The following is a 16,176-nucleotide window of genomic DNA, read 5'->3' on the forward strand; positions in this document are numbered from 1 at the left end:
CATCGTGAGCGGTGTACCCCGCATCACTGCGTCCTAGGCCTCGAGCCCGGCCGTCAGTAATCGTTCGCGGCGGCGTTGAGAGCGCGGGCGGCCCGACGGGTCGCCGGCTCGGGCCACCGATCGGGCACGTGCAGGGTCAGCGCGTAACGGGTGCCCGCGACCGGAGAGGCGAACTGTCGTCCCATCGGGGGAGAGTGCGATTCGTAGACGTTTCGTCGGCGGGGGTGCCGCAGCGCCAGACATCGCCGAACCTCGTCATCGTCGAGACCGAGGTGAGCGGCCGCGGCCGTGATCGTCGACTCCGCCTCGTCGAGCGTCAACGACGAGAGGATGGCGGCCGCCCCGGCGCAGGCACTCACGTCGGCGCGTTGACCCGGCCGTGGTGTCAGCGGCAGCGGCAGCCTGCCCAGGTGGACGTCGACGAAGACCAGCTGGTTGCCGAAGAGCCGAACCAGCGAGATCGTGTGCCCCTCCAGCTCGGGAGCGGCACACGATCGAAAGAGGTTGTGAATTAACGCGTCCGGGTCTGAGAGGTCGGATAGGCGGGCTCCGGCATGGAGGCGACCATCGGCCCCGCGCGAGACGAAGCCGACGTCTTCCAGCGTGCCGAGCAGATCGGCGATCGAACTCTTGGGCAGTCCCAGCAGCCCGCTCAGTGCGGCGGGAGTGGTGGCGGCGCCAGAGGACACGGCATCGAGGACGCGGACGCCGCGGTGCACGGCCGGTGTGCGCGACCCGGTCATCCCCACGGTTCGTACCTCGCGGCGTTGTGGGCGTCGATCAACCGGGGCGCCAGGTACCGGGATGAGCGCGGCACGCGCGCCCCGCCGTGCAGGGCGATGCCGAGGTCCATCGCCGCCCGCACCAGCGCCGCCGGGTCCTGGGTCGCGGTGGCGATGATGGGCCCACCGGCCCTTATCTCCTCGACGGCACCCCTGGCACCGTCGACGCCGACGATCGGCACCGGCCGCCTGCGGCGCCGCAGCACGCTGGAGATACCGATGGCGATCTGGTCATTGGCCGCGAAGAACCCGTCGATGACGGCGTTCGACGACAGGATCTCTTTCGCGGCCCGGCGCCCCGATTCGGCGTCCAATTCGCCGTGGCTGGTGGCGACCACCTCGAGGTGAGGGTGGGGTGCGATGGCGGCCATGAAGCCGGCGATCCGGTCGGAGTTCGCGGTGATCGGGATCCCCCCGACGACGGCGATGCGGCCCCGCTCACCCAGTGCGCTCGCCAGCGCCGAACCGGCCAGGAAGCCGGCCTTCGTGTTGTCGGTCGCGACCACGGCATCAGCACCGCTGACCGCCGACCCGAGGGCGACGACGGGGATGCGTGCGGCGCGGGCGCGCGCACACGCATCTTCCAGACCCTCCGTCGCGACGGGTTCGATCAGGATCAAATCCACTCCAGCGCAGACGAATTCGATGATCTGCCGGGATTGGCGGGCGCGGTCCTCTCTGGCGGTGTGCGCGTGCAGTCGGGCACCCAGCCGGTCGGCCTCTGCATGGAGGGCCTCGATCTCGGCCACGAAAAAGCTTTCGTCGACCGGATAGGTGAAGCCGATGTCGTGGATCGGCCAGCCCTGCGCCCGCGCCGTCGACGCCAGTTCGTAGACGTGTGAGCCCAGCGCGTAGGTCCCGTCCACGCCTCGGGACAGTAGGCGCTCCTGGGTCAGCGCGTGACAGATGCCCATCACGCTGCTCTTCGGATAACCCGTCAACGCGGTCACCTCGGCGAGCGTCAGCGGAACACCGGCGGCGCTGATCTCGCGCAGCACCGCGGCCGCCCGCGTCAGGGCGGGAACCCGGGTTCGGCGCGCGGACGAGTCGTCTTCCTCGACCCCGGGGCCCGCCGCCATCGGCTCACCATAGGCGATGTGCCGCCGCGGAAGACCGCAAAATGCGATGCACCGAACGCCGTTCGACGTTGTTGACAAGCTCTCGGCGACCTGCTTAATGTGTGTTTCATCACTCGACGATGAGTTCGATATATGAAACGACTCGGTCGAGTGTTCGTCTGCCCGAACGGATTTCAGGCAGGCGAGCGCAGTCGACGTCGCTGAGGCGGGACCGCGTGCTTCCAAGCCCAGCCCGAAGGATGAAGTGATGGCGGTTTCCCAGCGTTTCGTCGGAGCGATCAGCGTGGCGGTGGCCCTCGCCATGGTTACCGGAGGCTGCACGAAGAAGGACGACGCACCGTCGGCCACCGGCGGCGCCAGCTCATCACAGGGAGCGGGCGGCTCCGGAGACAAGATCAAGGTCGCCTTCGTCCCGAAACTGCAGGGATCGCCCTACTTCGAAGCCATGGACACCGGCGCCAAGCAGGCAGCCGCCGATCTCGGCGACGTCGAATGGCTCTATCAGGGGCCCACTTCCGCCGACGCCGCCGCGCAGGCGCAGATCGTCCGGTCGTTCATCCAGCAGAAGGTCGACGTCATCGTGGTCGCGCCCAACGATCCCGATTCGATGGCGCCGCTGATGAAGCAGGCTCAGGACGCCGGCATCAAGGTCATGACGGCCGACACCGACGCACCCAACTCGGTGCGTGAGGCGTTCGTCAACCAGGCCACCGCCGAAGGCATCGGCAACACCACCGCCGAGACGCTCATGACGGCGATGGGCGGAAAGGGCAAGTGGGCCATCGTGTCCTGTGGCGAGACCGCCGAGAACCTGAACTCCTGGATTGCCGCGGAGAAGGCCTACGTATCGTCGAAGTACCCCGAGGCCGAACTCGTCGACGTCGTCTACTCCGGCGAGGATCAGGCCAAGGGCACGCAGATGGCCACGGACCTGATGAGCGCCCACCCGGATCTGAAGGGACTGCTGGGGCAGTGCACCACGTCCGCCGTCGGCGTCGCTCAGGCCGTCAAGGACGCCGGCAAGATCGGGCAGGTCTACAGCGTCGGGATCGGCACCCCGAAGTCGATGGCGCCGTACCTCGCCGACGGCTCCTCGTCGGGATCGATCCTGTGGAACGTCGCGAACCTGGGCTACCTCACGGCGTGGGCCGGTGAGCAGCTCGCCAGCGGTAAGACGTTCGAGCCGACCAACAAGGTCAACGACGAGATGAGCGACGTGAAGTGGGACGAGGCCAGCAAGACCCTGGTGCTCGGTGAGCCGCTGCTGATCACCACCGAGAACGTCGGCCAGTTCGACTACTGACGTCATGCCGCAGGAGTCGCGACTGACCCTCACCGGGGTGGTCAAGAGCTACGGCGCGGTCAAGGCCATCAGGCACGCCGACTTCGAGGTGCGGCCCGGCCAGGTCCACGCGTTGGTGGGGGAGAACGGCGCCGGGAAGTCCACGCTGATCAAGATCGTCTCCGGGGCAACAACCCCCGATACGGGAACGATCGCGTACGACGGTGCGCCAGTGTCGATTACGTCCACTGTCGACGCGATCGCCCTGGGCATCGCCACGGTGTACCAGGAACCACAGCTGTTCGGTGAACTCACGGTCGCCGAGAACGTGTTCATGGGCCGCGAACTGGTCAACCGGCGCCGGGTCGACTGGGCCGCGCAGAACGAGCGGGTGGTCGGCCTCCTCGAAGCCCTTGGTCTCCCGGCGAAACTCGCCACCGCCACCGTGGGGACCCTGCCCGTCGCGACCCAGCAGCAGGTGTCGATCGCCAAGGCCCTGGCGGGCAAGTGCGGAGTGCTGATCCTCGACGAACCCTCGGCCATCCTCACTGACGCCGAGATCGACGTCTTGTTCGGCATCATTCGCAGGCTCGCCGATGACGGTGTCGCGATCGTCTACATCTCCCATCGGCTCGACGAGGTCGTGAAGATCGCCGATCAGGTCACCGTCATGCGAGACGGCAGCACGATCGGCACCTTTCCCGTCCAGGACATGACCGTGCGGCGGATGGCTGAACTGATGGTGGGAGAAGCGCTTTCGGAGCACTCGGGCCCGCGCACGACGACCGATGGCGAACTCGTCCTGGAACTGAAGGCGCTGTCACGGGCCGGTTCCTTCCACGACGTGAGCCTCGAGTTACGGGCGGGTGAGATCCTCGGCCTCTACGGGTTGGTCGGCTCCGGTGTCGCCGAGATCGCCGAGTGCGTCCATGGACTGGCCAAGACCAGTGGCGGCGAGATCGTGGTCGAGGGCCGCGCCGTGGCACCCCGCAGCCCGCGGGAGGCCGGGGAGGCGGGCATCGCGCTGCTGCCGGCGAATCGGAAGACCGAGGGGATGTTCGCCTTTCAGTCCATCGCGTTCAACGTGTCGATCGGCCACCTGCGACTCCTCTCTCTCGGGAGGGCGTTCGTGGACCGGCGCCGGGAGCGCTCGGTGGTGAAGGACTTGATGAAGCGACTGGCGGTGCGCGCGCAGGACGAGAACCAGCCCATTGGCAATCTGTCCGGTGGCAACGCCCAGAAGGTGATGCTCGCCCGCCAACTCGTCGAGCGGCCCAAGCTCCTGCTGCTGGCCGAGCCCACCCAGGGCGTGGACATCGGCGCCAAGGAGGAGATCCACCGCATCATCACCGATCTCGCCGACAACGGGACCGCCGTCCTGGTGGTGACCTCGGATCTACAGGAGGCGCTGCGGATCACCGATCGGCTGCTGGTGGTCCGGACGGGCACCATCGCCGCGGAGTTCGGTCCCGATGCCCGACAGGTCGACGTCCTGGCCGCCGCCGCGGGGGACCGGGAAGGAACGGCGACGGGATGAGCGTGACGACCGATCCCCAGGCGCCGCCCGTCAAGAGTCGCGGCCGTGTCCTGCCCTCGCCGGTGACGTCCGCCGAGATCGCGCTGGTCGCCGTCCTCGTCGTGCTCTGGATCGGGCTGTCGATCGCCACGCCCGCCTTCCTCAGTACGGGCTCGATCATTCCGCTGCTCGTCGAAGTGTCCCCGGTGGCGTTGATCGGCATCGGCATGACGTTCGTCATCATCACCGGCGGGATCGACGTCTCCGTCGGCGGCGCGATCATGGTGTGCTCCGTGGTGACCGCCAAGCTGATGCGCGACCAGGCGTTGCCCCTGTGGTGGTGTCTGGTGGTGGCCATCGCGACCGGCGCGGTCCTCGGCCTCGTGAACGGCGTGCTGATCGCCTACGGGCGGGTGCATGCCATCATCATCACCTTCGGTACCGCGAATCTCTTTCTCTTCGTGGGCCTTCAGGTCTTCGGGTCCCAACCGATCAGCGGGATGCCCAACACCTTGGCCTGGTTCGGCCGCGGCGCCGACGGCCGCACGCTCGACGTGCCGCACAGCTTCGCAATCACCGTCGTCCTCGCCGCCGCGGCGTGGTGGTACCTGCGCCACACGCCCGGGGGGCGGCACTTCTTCGGTGTGGGCGGGGATCCGGTCGCCGCGCGGCTGGCCGGCATCCGGGTACAGCGGCGCATCCTCATCGCGTACGTCATCACGGGCCTCCTCGTCGGACTGGCTTCGATCTTCACCCTGGCGAAGGGCACCTCGAACCTGGACCAGTCGGTGGGATCGGGCCAGGAGCTTGCCGTCATCGCGGCGGTGGTCATCGGCGGAACGTCCATCATGGGCGGCCGCGGTTCGGTGCTCGGTACGGTCCTCGGCGCACTCCTCGTCCAGACCGTCAAGTCGGGTGTCACTCAATTGGGTTGGCCCTCACAGCTGTCCGACCTCTTCGTCGGGATCTTCATCGTCGTCGCGGTGGGCACCGACCTCGTCCGCCGACGTGCCAGGAGAGACCGATGAGCGTCGAAACCCCCACACCGGTGGTGCCGGAGACCGCCTCACGTCGGCCCGTGGACCGGGTCCTCGAAGCCGTCTTGACCCAGCGGATCGTGCTGCTCGGCGTCTTGATCGTCGTCGTCGTCGCGTGGCTGATGTACATGAGCGCCAACGGTTATCTCTCCGGCGACTACGACTTCGACTACATGTCGGCAACGCTGATCGACGCGGTTCCGCTGGCGCTGCTCGCGTTCGCCGAACTCGTCGTGATCGTGTCCGGCCGCGGCGGGATCGACCTGTCGGTGGGCGCGATGGTCTCACTCGTCGGAATGGTGTTCGGCTTCGCCTACGGCAAGTGGGGCTGGCCGCTGCTGGCCGCCGTGCTGCTGGCCGTCGTCACCGGCGCGGCACTGGGCGCGATCAACGGATTCCTGGTCGCCCGCATCGGTTTTCCCGCCCTGATCGCGACGTTGGCCACCTACTACGCGTACCGGTCCATCGCGTTGGTGATCAACGACCAGAAGCCCATCAACAGCACGCAGATCCAGGACCTGTACACCCTCACCAGCTCCGTCCGGGTGCCGATCATCGGTGACTACATCCCCGACGTGCCGCTGGGGGTCTTCACCTTCCTGGCCCCGGTGTTGGTGGTGCTGTGGCTTGCGTTGGGGCGCGGAACCTTCGGCCGACGGTTGTACGGCGTCGGGACCAATGACGTCGCCGCGCGCTGGGCCGGGGTCGACGTCCCCGGCACCCGGATGCGCGCCTACGTCATCTCCGGCGTCCTGTCCGGTCTCGTCGCGGTGTACATCACCGCGGAGTTCGCCTCGGCCCGACCGGATGCCGGCACGGCGGGCAACGGCCTGGCGCTTCCTGCGATCACCATCGCCGTGCTCGGCGGGGTCGCGATCACCGGGGGCATCGGCCGGTTGGCGGGCGTGCTGCTCGCCACGCTGCTGATCGTCTGGCTCAACGCCGGCATCATCCTCTACTTCGAGGGCAACACCGGCACCCAGTTCCAGTTGCTTGCGCTCGGCGTCGTCCTCATCCTGGCCGCCCTGCTCAACGGGTGGACCACCCGTCGATTCCGCGGCGGCGACTAGCGAAAGGCAGTGCCCACATGACCGTCCTCGACGCCTTCGCGTTGACCGGCAAACGTGCCCTCGTCACCGGCGGCAACCGGGGCCTCGGCCTGGCCTTCGTCAGGGGGCTCGCCGAGGCGGGCGCCGACGTGGTGTTCGTCTCGCGGGATGCCGAGCGCAACGCCGCCGCGGTCACCGCACTGGCGCGAGAGGGGTTGACGGTCAACGGCTTCGAGGTCGACGTCACCGCGCCCGACGGCCCCAGCGCCGCCATCGACGGTGCCGTGGACCGGCTCGGCGGCCTGGACCTGCTCCTCAACAACGCCGGGCTGGCCATCCACAAACCGGCGCTGGAGATCAGCGACGAGGAGTGGGATCTCGTCTTTGACGTCAACACCCGGTCGCTGTGGCGGCTGAGCCAACGGGCCGGCGCGTACATGAAGGACCACGGCGGCGGGAACATCCTCAACGTGGGCTCGATCAGCTCCCTCATCGTCAACCGCCCGCAGTGGCAGCCGTCCTACAACGCGTCGAAGGCCGCGGTGCATCAGCTGACCAAATCGTTGGCCGCCGAGTGGGCGCCCTACGGGATCCGCGTCAACGCGATCGCCCCGGGATACGTCAAGACCGAGATGGCACCCGTGGACGAGCCCCGCTTCCGTCGGCACTGGATCGAGGACGCTCCGATGCAGCGGTACGCGCTACCCGAGGAGATCGCGCCGTCGGTGGTCTACATGGCCTCCGACGCCTCGGCCTTCATGACCGGTTCGGTGGTCGTCATCGACGGTGGATACACCGTGTACTGACCGGGATCAGCTCGCGGCATCCGACGATGACGAATCAGCGCCCGCACTGCCGGAGACGTGGGCGCCGGCGGGGGAGTCGCGGTCGGGCTGCGCGCTGGGCTTCGGCTCCGGTTTGGGCTTCGAGTCCGAGCTCGAGTCGGCCGCATCGGCGCTCGGTCGTTCGGGCTCGTCAGCCTTTCCGGGCTCGGCGGTCGCATTGTCGTCGGTCGGCTCGTCAGCTGTCGTGGTGGCGCTCTCACGCGGACTGTCCGCGTCCTGGGCGCGCCGCGATGATCGGTGACTCGTCGCCGAGGTCCGCTCGACGGCGGCCGCCGGGGCTGCGGTGGCCGTTGACGCAGTGGCAGCCTGGTCATCGGTCGAGGGCGATGGCTCGACGCGGGCGAGCGCCGTCGCGGCGGGCGGCTGCTCGATGGCCTGGACCATCGGGGTGGTCGGGATGGTGGGAGCCGGCGGGTTGCCGAACACCAGTTGGCCGCGCTCGATGTGCGGTCCCCACTGCGGGGTCACCGATGAGTAGCCCGTCAGGATCAACGGCGTCAGCAGCTTGTCGATCTCGTCGACGATCGGACGGGGCACACCCAGCTGAAGCAACGGCCGGGTGATCGGAAGTTGAGCGCGGGGAACGAGATACGTGCTCGTCGTGCCGCCCAGCGAGTTGACGGTCTCCGATACCAGCACCGCGTCCGACACGCTGTCCAGCGATGTCTGAGAGTGGTCATTGGAACCGTTGACCGTGTACACCGCGCCCATGATGGCGTTGACCACCGAGAGCACATTCCACGGCCGGTCCGGCGGGTTGGCCCAACCGTCCCACTGTTCGTTGACGACCACCGTGTGGTACTGGCTCTCGGGCACCGGACCGAATGTCTGACCGATGAACGGTATCGTCACGCCCGGCAGATAGGTCTGGCCCAGTCCCCGCAGCATGTCCCCGAAGACGTAGAACGTAATGTCTTGCGCTGGCGGCGCGTTGGGATCTCGTGCCAGATACGCCAGCTCCTGATCGATCACCAGGGTGCCCTCGCTGAGGCCCGCGACCGCCACGGGCGAACCGTTCGCCAGCTCTCTGAGGATGATCTCGTGCAGGAGTTGCCGTCCCACGGCCGCCGACTGGTCGGCCGTCAATGCCGCTGGGCCCGATACCACTCCGAGTTGGCCCGGGTGATCCACGGGGACCGGCGACGTGCCCGGCAGCCAGTTCTCCCCGACCTGGGACGCGAACGACAGCCACCCCTCCTGCGTTAGCCCCTGAGAGGCGAGGATCTGCGCCAGCACGGGCCATTCGCTGGGCCGCCCGCCGTTCAAGCCGATCCGGGTCTGGGCAGCGGCGGCGAGCGCGCCTGGCGATGCGATTGCGAGCACCATCGCCAGTAGCAGCGCCGCCAACGACCGCCGATACGACGGGCTAACAGATTGGAATGACAACGTCGGCCCCCTAATGCTTCCCGGTGTCGTTCAGGAGCCAAGCACGAGTGGCCGATGCTGTGTAGCCGAACGCCCCGATTTCACCGCGGTCAGCCATTCCCCGAATGTGCGTCCTGATCCGGCGTCCGCGGCGTGTCGCGGATGAAAGCGCACGGTCAGGGACCTGGGTGCGGCCGGGGTTGGCGTTACTGCGGGTGAGTCGCCAGGTACTCGGCGACGGGCGCCGGCGACGAGGCGAAGTAGCCTTCGGGCAGCAGGACGTCACCGGAGACGGTGTAGTAGTAGACCTCCCACCGGTAGTAACCGGCGAACGCCGCGGGGTCGGCGGCGAGTACCGCGGCATAGTCCTCGACCGCGCGGACGTATTCGTCGGCGTTGTTGTACCGATAGATGGCGTGCTCGCGTTGGGTGCCAAAGCCATTGGCGGCGAGATACCGCCCGGCGGCCATGATGGCGTCGCGGGGCGAGTGGATGTCACCGCCCTCGCCATGGGCGGCGAACGTCGTGGGCATGAACTGCATGGGGCCCTGCGCACCTGCGGTGCTGACCCCGTCGATTCTGCCGAAGCCGGTCTCGATCAGATTGATGGCAGCCAGGTAGTTCCAGCCGACCCCGGACGTCGACTCGGCCTCTCGGTAGTAGCTCAGCAGTACCTCGGCCGGAGCCGGCGCCTGGATGCGCCACGCGGGCACGGTCTCCCTCGGGTGCGCCATCGCGGCGAGTTGACGACGCGCGTCGACGTTGCGTTCGTATGCCTCGCCGAGCGACGGTGGCATCCGCGACCGGATGACGGCATCCCACTCGGGATGACGACCGATGGCACGGTAGGCCACCTGCTGCCGATGGGCGGCCGCCGCCAGGGCCGCCGCCGTCGTCGAAGGGTCGCGCAGGGTCTGCTCGTCGGCGACGAGGTCATCGGCCAGCTGCGAGGTGTCGGAGGCCAGCGAAGGGGGAGCATCCGCGGGAACCGTCGGCTCGTCGAGCATGACCGCGCGCACCGGCTCGCTGGCAGTCATCGTCGGCGCCGAAGGTGGGGTCGGGGCCGAACAACCGACGAGGAATAGCAGGAGGGCAACCGGGAGCACGCGGTCACGCACGGCAGAGCCCCTTCCTTCGACCACCCGAGCCTAGATAGCGCCGTCGAGCCGCGTGCCCGTTGTGGGTAAACAAGCGATCGAGGGGTAGTCGCCCTGGGTAGACGCAACGAAGGGACGATAGCCATGGAGATAATCGTGACATTCATCGGCAACGCGACAACGCTGATCTCCTATGGAGACATCACGATCTTGACCGATCCGAACTTCCTGCATAAGGGGCAGCGCGCCTACCTGGGCTACGGGCTGGTGTCGAAACGGCTTCAGCCTCCGGCCATGTCGGTCCACGAGCTCCCGCCGATCGACACGATCGTGTTGTCGCACATGCACGGTGACCACTGGGACCGGACCGCCCAGAAGCACCTCGACCACGATCTGCCGGTGCTGACGACACCTGATGCCCAGAAGAGATTGCGGCGCCGCGGATTCGAGGAAGCCGTTGGCCTGACGACCTGGGACACCCATACGATCGCGAAGGGCTCGCACCGCGTGGTGGTGACGGCTCTGCCCGGCCGGCACGCCCCAGGGTGGACACGGCGGCTGCTGCCGCCGGTGATGGGGTCGATGCTGGAGTTCGGCCCCGTGGACGGCGCTACGACGCGGCGGCTCTACATCTCGGGGGACACGTTGTTGATCGACGAACTCGCCGAGATTCCGGTGCGCTTCGAGACGATCGATGTGGGCATCCTGCACCTCGGTGGTACCCGGCTGCCGGCCGGTCCGCGGCTGCCGTTCGGGCTGACGGTGACCATGGATGGCCGACAGGGTGCGCAGCTCGTACACCGGCTGGATCTCCCCAAGGTGATTCCGGTCCACTACGACGACTACGGCGTATTCGCCTCGCCGCTAGCCGATTTCATCGCCGAGACCGGCAATCGCGGCCTGGCCGACCGCGTCGTGCACCTCGCACGCGGAGCATCGATCACGCTCTGACCGGTCAACGAGCCTTCAGCCAGATGGCGCCATCGCGAACCTCGACGTCGAACCGGCGCACCTTGAGGACGTTGCCGAAGGCCCTGATGGCCAGCGAGTACGGCTTGAAACCGAAGATCCGGCCCTTGGGTCCCTGCGTCATCGCCCCGTCGGCGACATCGTATTCGGCTCGGTGCCAAGGGCATTGGAGGCAGCCGTCGTCGGTGACTCGGCCCCTGCCGAGCTTGGCGCCCTGATGGCGGCACAGATTGCTGACGGCGAACGGCGTGCCGTCCGGGGTCAGCCCTACTGCCAGTACGCCGTGCCCCGACGTGCGGACCTCGGCGACGCGTCGGGCATCGAGCTGGTCGATCGCCAGCAGGCGTGGCCCATCGGCGACGATCGGCTCACCGTGGACGATCGGCGGAACAAGACCAGCGGAGTCGACGCCGCGGCCGTGCGGATCGAAGCGGAGTTTCGTCATGTGTGCCCGTTACCCGCTGGCCAGGCACGGAAACCGGACATCCCCAGCCGGTTACCTCGCCGCCGCATGGGGTAAGTCGTCCAACATGACGAGCCTGGACGAGCGGTTGATGGCCGAATTGCGGACGCTTCCACCAGGCGGTCCGGTACCTGCGCGCGAGCTTGCGGACCGCCTGCAGTGCACCGTCGAGGAGGTGCTGGCGGCGGGTAACCGGCTGGAGCAGCGTGAGCAGGGTGACGAGGACCTGGTCAGCGTCAGTCAGAAGACAAGCGGCGAGGGTGACGATGAGTACTACCTGTCACGCGTGCCCTTGACGTTGAACGACGAACCGGAGACCCGGTAGTCGCCAACGGATACTTCTGAGACTCAGCCGCCCGACCTTTGGGCGCACTGCACGATGAGTGTCGCGACCGGCTCGGACAACTGGTGCTTCTTCGCCAGCGCGGTGATCTCCGCCTGCTGGGAGCTCTCCGACTGCCCGCCGACCGCGGCGTACGCCTCGGCGCCCAGCTTGGCCGCGGAACTCGAATCCAGGGTGAGCCCGCCGACCGACATCGTGTCGGACACCATGCAGCGGAGGTAGGCGGCGCGGTCGAAGTCGGCTGATGCCTGGGGCGCACACAGCAGAGCCGACGCGCCCATCGTCGCCGCGACCGCGGCAATGCGAATCTTCATGACGCGAATATCCCTCCTGTGCAGCGGTTCAGGACTCGCCCATGTTACCCACGGCATCGTCGAAGGCCACGCCTGCGGTGGAACACCGGCCTCCAACCCGCCTGCGATGGCAACGCTGGCAAACATCCGAGGGAGTGTCATGAGCGACCCTCCAATCGCCGGTGGCGACACGCCCCTCGGCGGTCGCGGTGCTCGGTACATCGGTGATCGTCCAACCGCGTCCGCCCCGCCGTCGACGCGGGACCTTGGTAACGATTGCCAACCTGATCGGTTGCGAATCGCTCCGCTGGTCCGAACCTGCTGCTGGCGAATCCTACGGTGGCTTGGTGCATCGTCGAACCGCCCTGCAGCTCCCGCTCCTCCTGGCGGCAGGCGCGGCGCTGACTCGCGTTCCCCGGGCGGCTGCCGAGGCGGGCCCGTGGTCGGCGGACCGGGCGAACAACTGGTACCAATCACAGGGCTGGCTGGTCGGTGCCAACTACATTCCGGCAACCGCCGTCAACCAGATCGAGATGTTCCAGCCGGGTACCTTCGACCCCCGGCGCATCGACGCCGAGCTGGCGATCGCCCGGCAGCTCGGGTTCAACACGATGCGAGTCTTCCTCCACGACCTGCTGTGGGCGCAGGACCGTCAGGGCTTCCAGCGTCGGCTAGCGCAGTTCGTCGCCATCGCGGCGAGCCGCGGCATCAAGCCCCTCTTCGTGCTGTTCGACTCCTGCTGGGACCCTTACCCGAAACTGGGGCCTCAGCGCCCACCCTCGGTGGGGGTACACAACTCCGGCTGGGTGCAGGGACCGGGCGCCGAGCACCTAGGCGACCCGCGCTACCGCAACGTCCTCTACGACTACGTCACCGGTGTCCTGAGCCAATTCCGGAGCGACCAGCGGGTTCTGGGCTGGGATCTATGGAACGAGCCGGACAACCCCGCGAAGGTGTACCGGAAGACCGAGACCGGAGACAAACGGGCGCTCGTCGAGGCGCTTCTGCCCCAGGTCTTTCAGTGGGCGCGCGCCGTCGGCACCGTTCAACCACTGACCAGTGGAGTCTGGCAGGGGAGTTGGGGGCGCGGGAGCCGCAGCACGATAGCTGGCATCCAGCTGGACAACTCCGACGTCGTCAGCTTCCACTCGTACGACAAGCCGGCCGGCTTCGAGGCGCGCATCGCCGAACTCGCGCCGCTGGGACGTCCGATCATGTGCACCGAGTACCTGGCCCGCCCGCAGGGCAGCACCGTGGAGGGAATTCTGCCGATTGCCAAGCGGCGCAACGTCGCTGCCTACAACTGGGGCCTGGTGGCGGGCAAGTCCCAGACGTATCTGCCGTGGGACACCTGGGATACACCCGACCCGACGGAACCCAAATTGTGGTTCAGCGATCTGTTGAGACCCGACGGGCAGCCGTACCGAGAGGGTGAGATCAAGACCATCCGGCAGCTGACGGGCGCGCTGGGTCAACCGTGAGGGCTACTCCGACGCGTCGGCGGCCGGACGTCGGCGCCACGCCCGGTATCCGCGGTGGGCGGCGAACGCCCCGATGACCGCGGTGACGCACCACACCGCGATGGCGGAGTACGCCAACGGAGCCGAGAGGTCGCCGATCGACGCTCCCAGTGCGGTATAGACGAAGGCGCGGGGCGCCGACCCAATGAAGGCGCCAACGGCCATCTGCCACAAGGGAACTCCGAACGCCCCGAAGGCGTATGACGCCAGCGCGTCCGAGATGCCCGGCACGAAGCGCTGACCGACGACCGCCCATAGTCCACGCCGCTGAATCTGATCGTCGAGGCGGTCGGCCCGCGTCGCCCCGAGCAATGCTCTTGCACTGTCGCGTCCGGCCCGTCGGCCGACGAGGCTGGTGATGCTCGCCGTGCCGACGGCCGAGAACAACGTCACGAATGTGCCGAGCACCGGGCCGAACAGCACGCCGCTGCCCGCGGCCAGGAGGGGGCCCGGCACGAAGATGGCGCCCAGCAGAGCCGAGACGACGACGTAGGTCAGTGGAGCGGCGGGGCCGGTCGCGGCGACGGCGGCCCGGACGTCGTCGACGTCGATGATGCGCGTCACCGCGACGAGGTAGAAACCGACGAGCAGGACCGCGACGAACAGGGCGAGCCGGATGACGTGAGGCCGCCTGGCCGCGGGAGAATCCTTGCAGTCGCTCATGCCGGCGGCTACCAGTTGCTCGGGGCGTAGTCCTTCAGAAAACAGCCGTACACGTCCTCGCCGGCTTCCCCGCGCACGATCGGGTCGTACACGCGGGCGGCGCCGTCGACCAGGTCGAGCGGGGCATGGAAACCCTCGTCGGCGAGGCGCATCTTGGTGGGGTGCGGGCGCTCGTCGGTGATCCACCCGGTGTCGACGGCGGTCATGAGGATGCCGTCCCGCTCCAGCATCTCGCCTGCGCTGGTGCGAGTCAGCATGTTCAGCGCGGCCTTGGCCATGTTGGTGTGCGGGTGGCCGGGGCCCTTGTAGGCACGGCTGAACTGGCCCTCCATCGCCGAGACGTTGACGACGTACTTGCGCCGGGCGGTCGACGCCGCCATCGCGGGCCGCAGTCGACTGACCAGGATGAACGGCGCCGTCTGATTGCACAGCTGCACCTCGAGCAGCTCCATCGCGTCCACCTCGTCAACCCGTTGGGTCCAGCTGTTGATCGAGGCCGTGTCGGGCAGCAGACCGCCCGCGTCGATCGCGGTGCCCGCGGCGATCCGGTCGGGGGACGCGCTGCGGGCGGTGAGCGCCAACTCGGTGACCTCGGGGCTGGAGCGAGGCGACTCGGGGGATATGACCGCGTGCGGCGTCTGGTGCTCGGCGAAGCTCCCGGCGAGTGCGGCCGGGTGCGCGTCGCTGACGTGGTCGAACGTGATCACGTCCACCAGCTCCGGTGGCGTGGTGCGTTCCGCCTCGACCAGCGCGGCATACGAGCCGGGGGAGCGACGCACCGTCTGGGCGGCGTTGTTGATCAGGATGTCCAGTGGCCCCTGGACGGCCACCGCGTCGGCCAGCGCGACCACCTGAGCCGGGTCGCGCAGATCGATGCCCACGACTCGCAGGCGGTGCAGCCAGTCGGCGCTGTCCGGCATCGCGGCGAAGCGGCGTACGGCGTCGTTGGGGAACCGGGTGGTGATGGTCGTGTGGGCGCCGTCGCGGAGCAGCCGCAGCGCGATGTACATGCCGATCTTGGCGCGGCCGCCGGTGAGCAGGGCCCGGCGACCGGTCAGATCGGTGCGGGCCTCGCGCTTGGCCCGGTTGAACGCGGCGCAGTCGGGGCAGAGTTGGTGATAGAAGGCGTCGACCACCGTGTAGTGGTTCTTGCAGGCGTAGCAGGCCCGCGAGCGCAGGAGCGTGCCCGCGGTGGCCCCCGCCGCCGTCGACACCAGGGGCAGGCCCTGCGTCTCGTCGTCGATGCGGCCTGGCGCTCCGGTGGCGGTCGCCGCGACGACGGCGCGGTCGGCGGACGCGACCGCATCCCGCTTGGCATGGCGGCGGGCCTGCTTCACGGCCTTGAAGATTCCGGCCGTGGCGCGGCGGACGGCGACGGCGTCGGGGTGTTCGGGGGGCAGCGATTCGATCTCGGACAACACCCGCAGGCACGTCTCGAGGTTCTCGGGGTCGATCGCGGTCACGGAGGAAGAGTACTGGCAGGTCCGGCGCGTGGGCCTCAGGACGTATTGAGGTCGACGGCCGCGCGGATGAGTGCCGTGAACGCCTCGTCGTCGAGCTCATCGCCTTCGCCGATGTCGATGGCCCGCCGCACGTTGCCGTCGAGGCTGGAGTTGAACAGTCCCGTGGTGTCGTCCAGCGAGGCACCCTTGGGGAAGGTCACCTTGACCTTGTCCTTGTATGTCTCACCCGTGCAGAGCATTCCGTCGTGATACCAGGTGGGGACGCCGCGCCACTTCCACTCTTCGACGACGTCCGGGTCGGCGGCCGTGATCAGCGCGCGGATCTTGGCGAGCAGGTCACCCCGCCAATCGGCCAGCTCCCGGATCTTCTCGTCGATCTTCTGCGACGGCGAATCCGCGGCCATCAGCGG

The 16,176-nt window shown here is 68.1% G+C and carries 17 protein-coding genes; 8 read left to right on the plus strand and 9 right to left on the minus strand.

What is annotated here, in order from left to right; genetic code table 11:
• Positions 1-53: 53 nt before the first annotated feature.
• Both QUE68_RS10190 and QUE68_RS10195 read right to left on the minus strand, forming a co-directional pair.
• A complete protein-coding gene (locus tag QUE68_RS10190; protein WP_284225930.1) occupies positions 54-743 on the minus strand; it encodes a helix-turn-helix domain-containing protein in 690 nt (229 codons plus the stop codon).
• Entirely contained in the window at positions 740-1,861 is a 1,122-nt protein-coding gene (locus QUE68_RS10195; protein ID WP_284225931.1) for a substrate-binding domain-containing protein, read from the minus strand. Before QUE68_RS10195 ends, QUE68_RS10190 begins: the two co-directional genes overlap by 4 nt.
• Before the next feature lie 247 nt (positions 1,862-2,108).
• On the opposite strand from QUE68_RS10195, the gene QUE68_RS10200 reads away from it, so the two are divergent.
• From QUE68_RS10200 to QUE68_RS10220, 5 genes are read left to right on the plus strand one after another with little or no spacing between them, the layout of a single operon-like run.
• Positions 2,109-3,164: an autoinducer 2 ABC transporter substrate-binding protein gene (locus tag QUE68_RS10200; protein ID WP_284225932.1), complete on the plus strand. Its 1,056-nt coding sequence runs from the start codon at positions 2,109-2,111 to the stop codon at positions 3,162-3,164.
• A gap of 4 nt (positions 3,165-3,168) precedes the next feature.
• Positions 3,169-4,680 carry a sugar ABC transporter ATP-binding protein gene (locus QUE68_RS10205; RefSeq protein WP_284225933.1) on the plus strand — a complete coding sequence of 504 codons (1,512 nt, stop codon included), beginning with the start codon at positions 3,169-3,171 and terminating at the stop codon, positions 4,678-4,680.
• Positions 4,677-5,687, plus strand: coding sequence for an ABC transporter permease (locus tag QUE68_RS10210; protein WP_284225934.1), 1,011 nt, complete (start codon positions 4,677-4,679; stop codon positions 5,685-5,687). Before QUE68_RS10205 ends, QUE68_RS10210 begins: the two co-directional genes overlap by 4 nt.
• A complete protein-coding gene (locus QUE68_RS10215; protein ID WP_284233808.1) occupies positions 5,684-6,766 on the plus strand; it encodes an ABC transporter permease in 1,083 nt (360 codons plus the stop codon). Before QUE68_RS10210 ends, QUE68_RS10215 begins: the two co-directional genes overlap by 4 nt.
• A gap of 17 nt (positions 6,767-6,783) precedes the next feature.
• Positions 6,784-7,551: an SDR family NAD(P)-dependent oxidoreductase gene (locus QUE68_RS10220; protein ID WP_284233810.1), complete on the plus strand. Its 768-nt coding sequence runs from the start codon at positions 6,784-6,786 to the stop codon at positions 7,549-7,551.
• Positions 7,552-7,557: 6 nt separating this feature from the next.
• Here QUE68_RS10220 and QUE68_RS10225 read toward each other — a convergent pair whose 3' ends face one another.
• Positions 7,558-8,937: a PE-PPE domain-containing protein gene (locus QUE68_RS10225; RefSeq protein ID WP_284225938.1), complete on the minus strand. Its 1,380-nt coding sequence runs from the start codon at positions 8,935-8,937 to the stop codon at positions 7,558-7,560.
• 224 nt (positions 8,938-9,161) lie between these two features.
• Complete coding sequence (locus QUE68_RS10230; RefSeq protein ID WP_286275553.1) at positions 9,162-9,992, minus strand: lytic transglycosylase domain-containing protein; 831 nt, start codon at positions 9,990-9,992, stop codon at positions 9,162-9,164.
• A gap of 204 nt (positions 9,993-10,196) precedes the next feature.
• On the opposite strand from QUE68_RS10230, the gene QUE68_RS10235 reads away from it, so the two are divergent.
• Positions 10,197-11,003 carry an MBL fold metallo-hydrolase gene (locus QUE68_RS10235; RefSeq protein WP_284230821.1) on the plus strand — a complete coding sequence of 269 codons (807 nt, stop codon included), beginning with the start codon at positions 10,197-10,199 and terminating at the stop codon, positions 11,001-11,003.
• Positions 11,004-11,007: 4 nt separating this feature from the next.
• Here QUE68_RS10235 and QUE68_RS10240 read toward each other — a convergent pair whose 3' ends face one another.
• The gene (locus tag QUE68_RS10240) at positions 11,008-11,466 is read right to left on the minus strand and encodes a Rieske (2Fe-2S) protein (RefSeq protein WP_286275554.1); all 459 of its coding nucleotides are present in this window, start codon (positions 11,464-11,466) and stop codon (positions 11,008-11,010) included.
• Positions 11,467-11,551: 85 nt separating this feature from the next.
• Here QUE68_RS10240 and QUE68_RS10245 point away from each other — a divergent pair, with 85 nt between their 5' ends.
• Positions 11,552-11,809: a hypothetical protein gene (locus QUE68_RS10245; protein WP_284225941.1), complete on the plus strand. Its 258-nt coding sequence runs from the start codon at positions 11,552-11,554 to the stop codon at positions 11,807-11,809.
• Between the two features lie 23 nt (positions 11,810-11,832).
• Here the strand turns inward: QUE68_RS10245 and QUE68_RS10250 are convergent, their stop codons facing one another.
• Positions 11,833-12,141, minus strand: coding sequence for a hypothetical protein (locus QUE68_RS10250; RefSeq protein WP_286275555.1), 309 nt, complete (start codon positions 12,139-12,141; stop codon positions 11,833-11,835).
• 326 nt (positions 12,142-12,467) lie between these two features.
• On the opposite strand from QUE68_RS10250, the gene QUE68_RS10255 reads away from it, so the two are divergent.
• The gene (locus tag QUE68_RS10255) at positions 12,468-13,601 is read left to right on the plus strand and encodes a glycoside hydrolase 5 family protein (RefSeq protein ID WP_286275556.1); all 1,134 of its coding nucleotides are present in this window, start codon (positions 12,468-12,470) and stop codon (positions 13,599-13,601) included.
• A 3-nt stretch (positions 13,602-13,604) separates the two neighbouring features.
• On the opposite strand, the gene QUE68_RS10260 is transcribed toward QUE68_RS10255, so the two are convergent.
• The 3 genes from QUE68_RS10260 to QUE68_RS10270 are packed head-to-tail and all read right to left on the minus strand — an operon-like array spanning position 13,605 to position 16,170.
• Positions 13,605-14,303 (minus strand): TVP38/TMEM64 family protein, encoded by a 699-nt coding sequence (locus QUE68_RS10260; RefSeq protein WP_284225944.1) that lies wholly within the window; start codon positions 14,301-14,303, stop codon positions 13,605-13,607.
• An 8-nt stretch (positions 14,304-14,311) separates the two neighbouring features.
• The gene (locus QUE68_RS10265; RefSeq protein ID WP_284225945.1) at positions 14,312-15,766 is read right to left on the minus strand and encodes an SDR family NAD(P)-dependent oxidoreductase; all 1,455 of its coding nucleotides are present in this window, start codon (positions 15,764-15,766) and stop codon (positions 14,312-14,314) included.
• Between the two features lie 35 nt (positions 15,767-15,801).
• Positions 15,802-16,170 (minus strand): DUF1801 domain-containing protein, encoded by a 369-nt coding sequence (locus QUE68_RS10270; protein WP_284225946.1) that lies wholly within the window; start codon positions 16,168-16,170, stop codon positions 15,802-15,804.
• Between the last annotated feature and the right edge of the window lie 6 nt (positions 16,171-16,176).

The organism is Mycolicibacterium sp. TUM20985 (genome assembly GCF_030295745.1).
Taxonomy (GTDB): domain Bacteria; phylum Actinomycetota; class Actinomycetes; order Mycobacteriales; family Mycobacteriaceae; genus Mycobacterium.

Excerpts from the sequence above, each read along its gene's own strand:
- QUE68_RS10245 (WP_284225941.1), top strand. The coding sequence starts at position 11,552 with ATGACGAGCCTGGACGAGCGGTTGATGGCCGAATTGCGGACGCTTCCA.
- QUE68_RS10240 (WP_286275554.1), bottom strand. The coding sequence starts at position 11,466 with ATGACGAAACTCCGCTTCGATCCGCACGGCCGCGGCGTCGACTCCGCT.
- QUE68_RS10195 (WP_284225931.1), bottom strand. The coding sequence starts at position 1,861 with ATGGCGGCGGGCCCCGGGGTCGAGGAAGACGACTCGTCCGCGCGCCGA.
- QUE68_RS10215 (WP_284233808.1), top strand. The coding sequence starts at position 5,684 with ATGAGCGTCGAAACCCCCACACCGGTGGTGCCGGAGACCGCCTCACGT.
- QUE68_RS10190 (WP_284225930.1), bottom strand. The coding sequence starts at position 743 with ATGACCGGGTCGCGCACACCGGCCGTGCACCGCGGCGTCCGCGTCCTC.
- QUE68_RS10205 (WP_284225933.1), top strand. The coding sequence starts at position 3,169 with ATGCCGCAGGAGTCGCGACTGACCCTCACCGGGGTGGTCAAGAGCTAC.
- QUE68_RS10230 (WP_286275553.1), bottom strand. The coding sequence starts at position 9,992 with ATGACTGCCAGCGAGCCGGTGCGCGCGGTCATGCTCGACGAGCCGACG.
- QUE68_RS10270 (WP_284225946.1), bottom strand. The coding sequence starts at position 16,170 with ATGGCCGCGGATTCGCCGTCGCAGAAGATCGACGAGAAGATCCGGGAG.
- QUE68_RS10210 (WP_284225934.1), top strand. The coding sequence starts at position 4,677 with ATGAGCGTGACGACCGATCCCCAGGCGCCGCCCGTCAAGAGTCGCGGC.
- QUE68_RS10200 (WP_284225932.1), top strand. The coding sequence starts at position 2,109 with ATGGCGGTTTCCCAGCGTTTCGTCGGAGCGATCAGCGTGGCGGTGGCC.
- QUE68_RS10220 (WP_284233810.1), top strand. The coding sequence starts at position 6,784 with ATGACCGTCCTCGACGCCTTCGCGTTGACCGGCAAACGTGCCCTCGTC.
- QUE68_RS10250 (WP_286275555.1), bottom strand. The coding sequence starts at position 12,141 with ATGAAGATTCGCATTGCCGCGGTCGCGGCGACGATGGGCGCGTCGGCT.
- QUE68_RS10260 (WP_284225944.1), bottom strand. The coding sequence starts at position 14,303 with ATGAGCGACTGCAAGGATTCTCCCGCGGCCAGGCGGCCTCACGTCATC.
- QUE68_RS10235 (WP_284230821.1), top strand. The coding sequence starts at position 10,197 with ATGGAGATAATCGTGACATTCATCGGCAACGCGACAACGCTGATCTCC.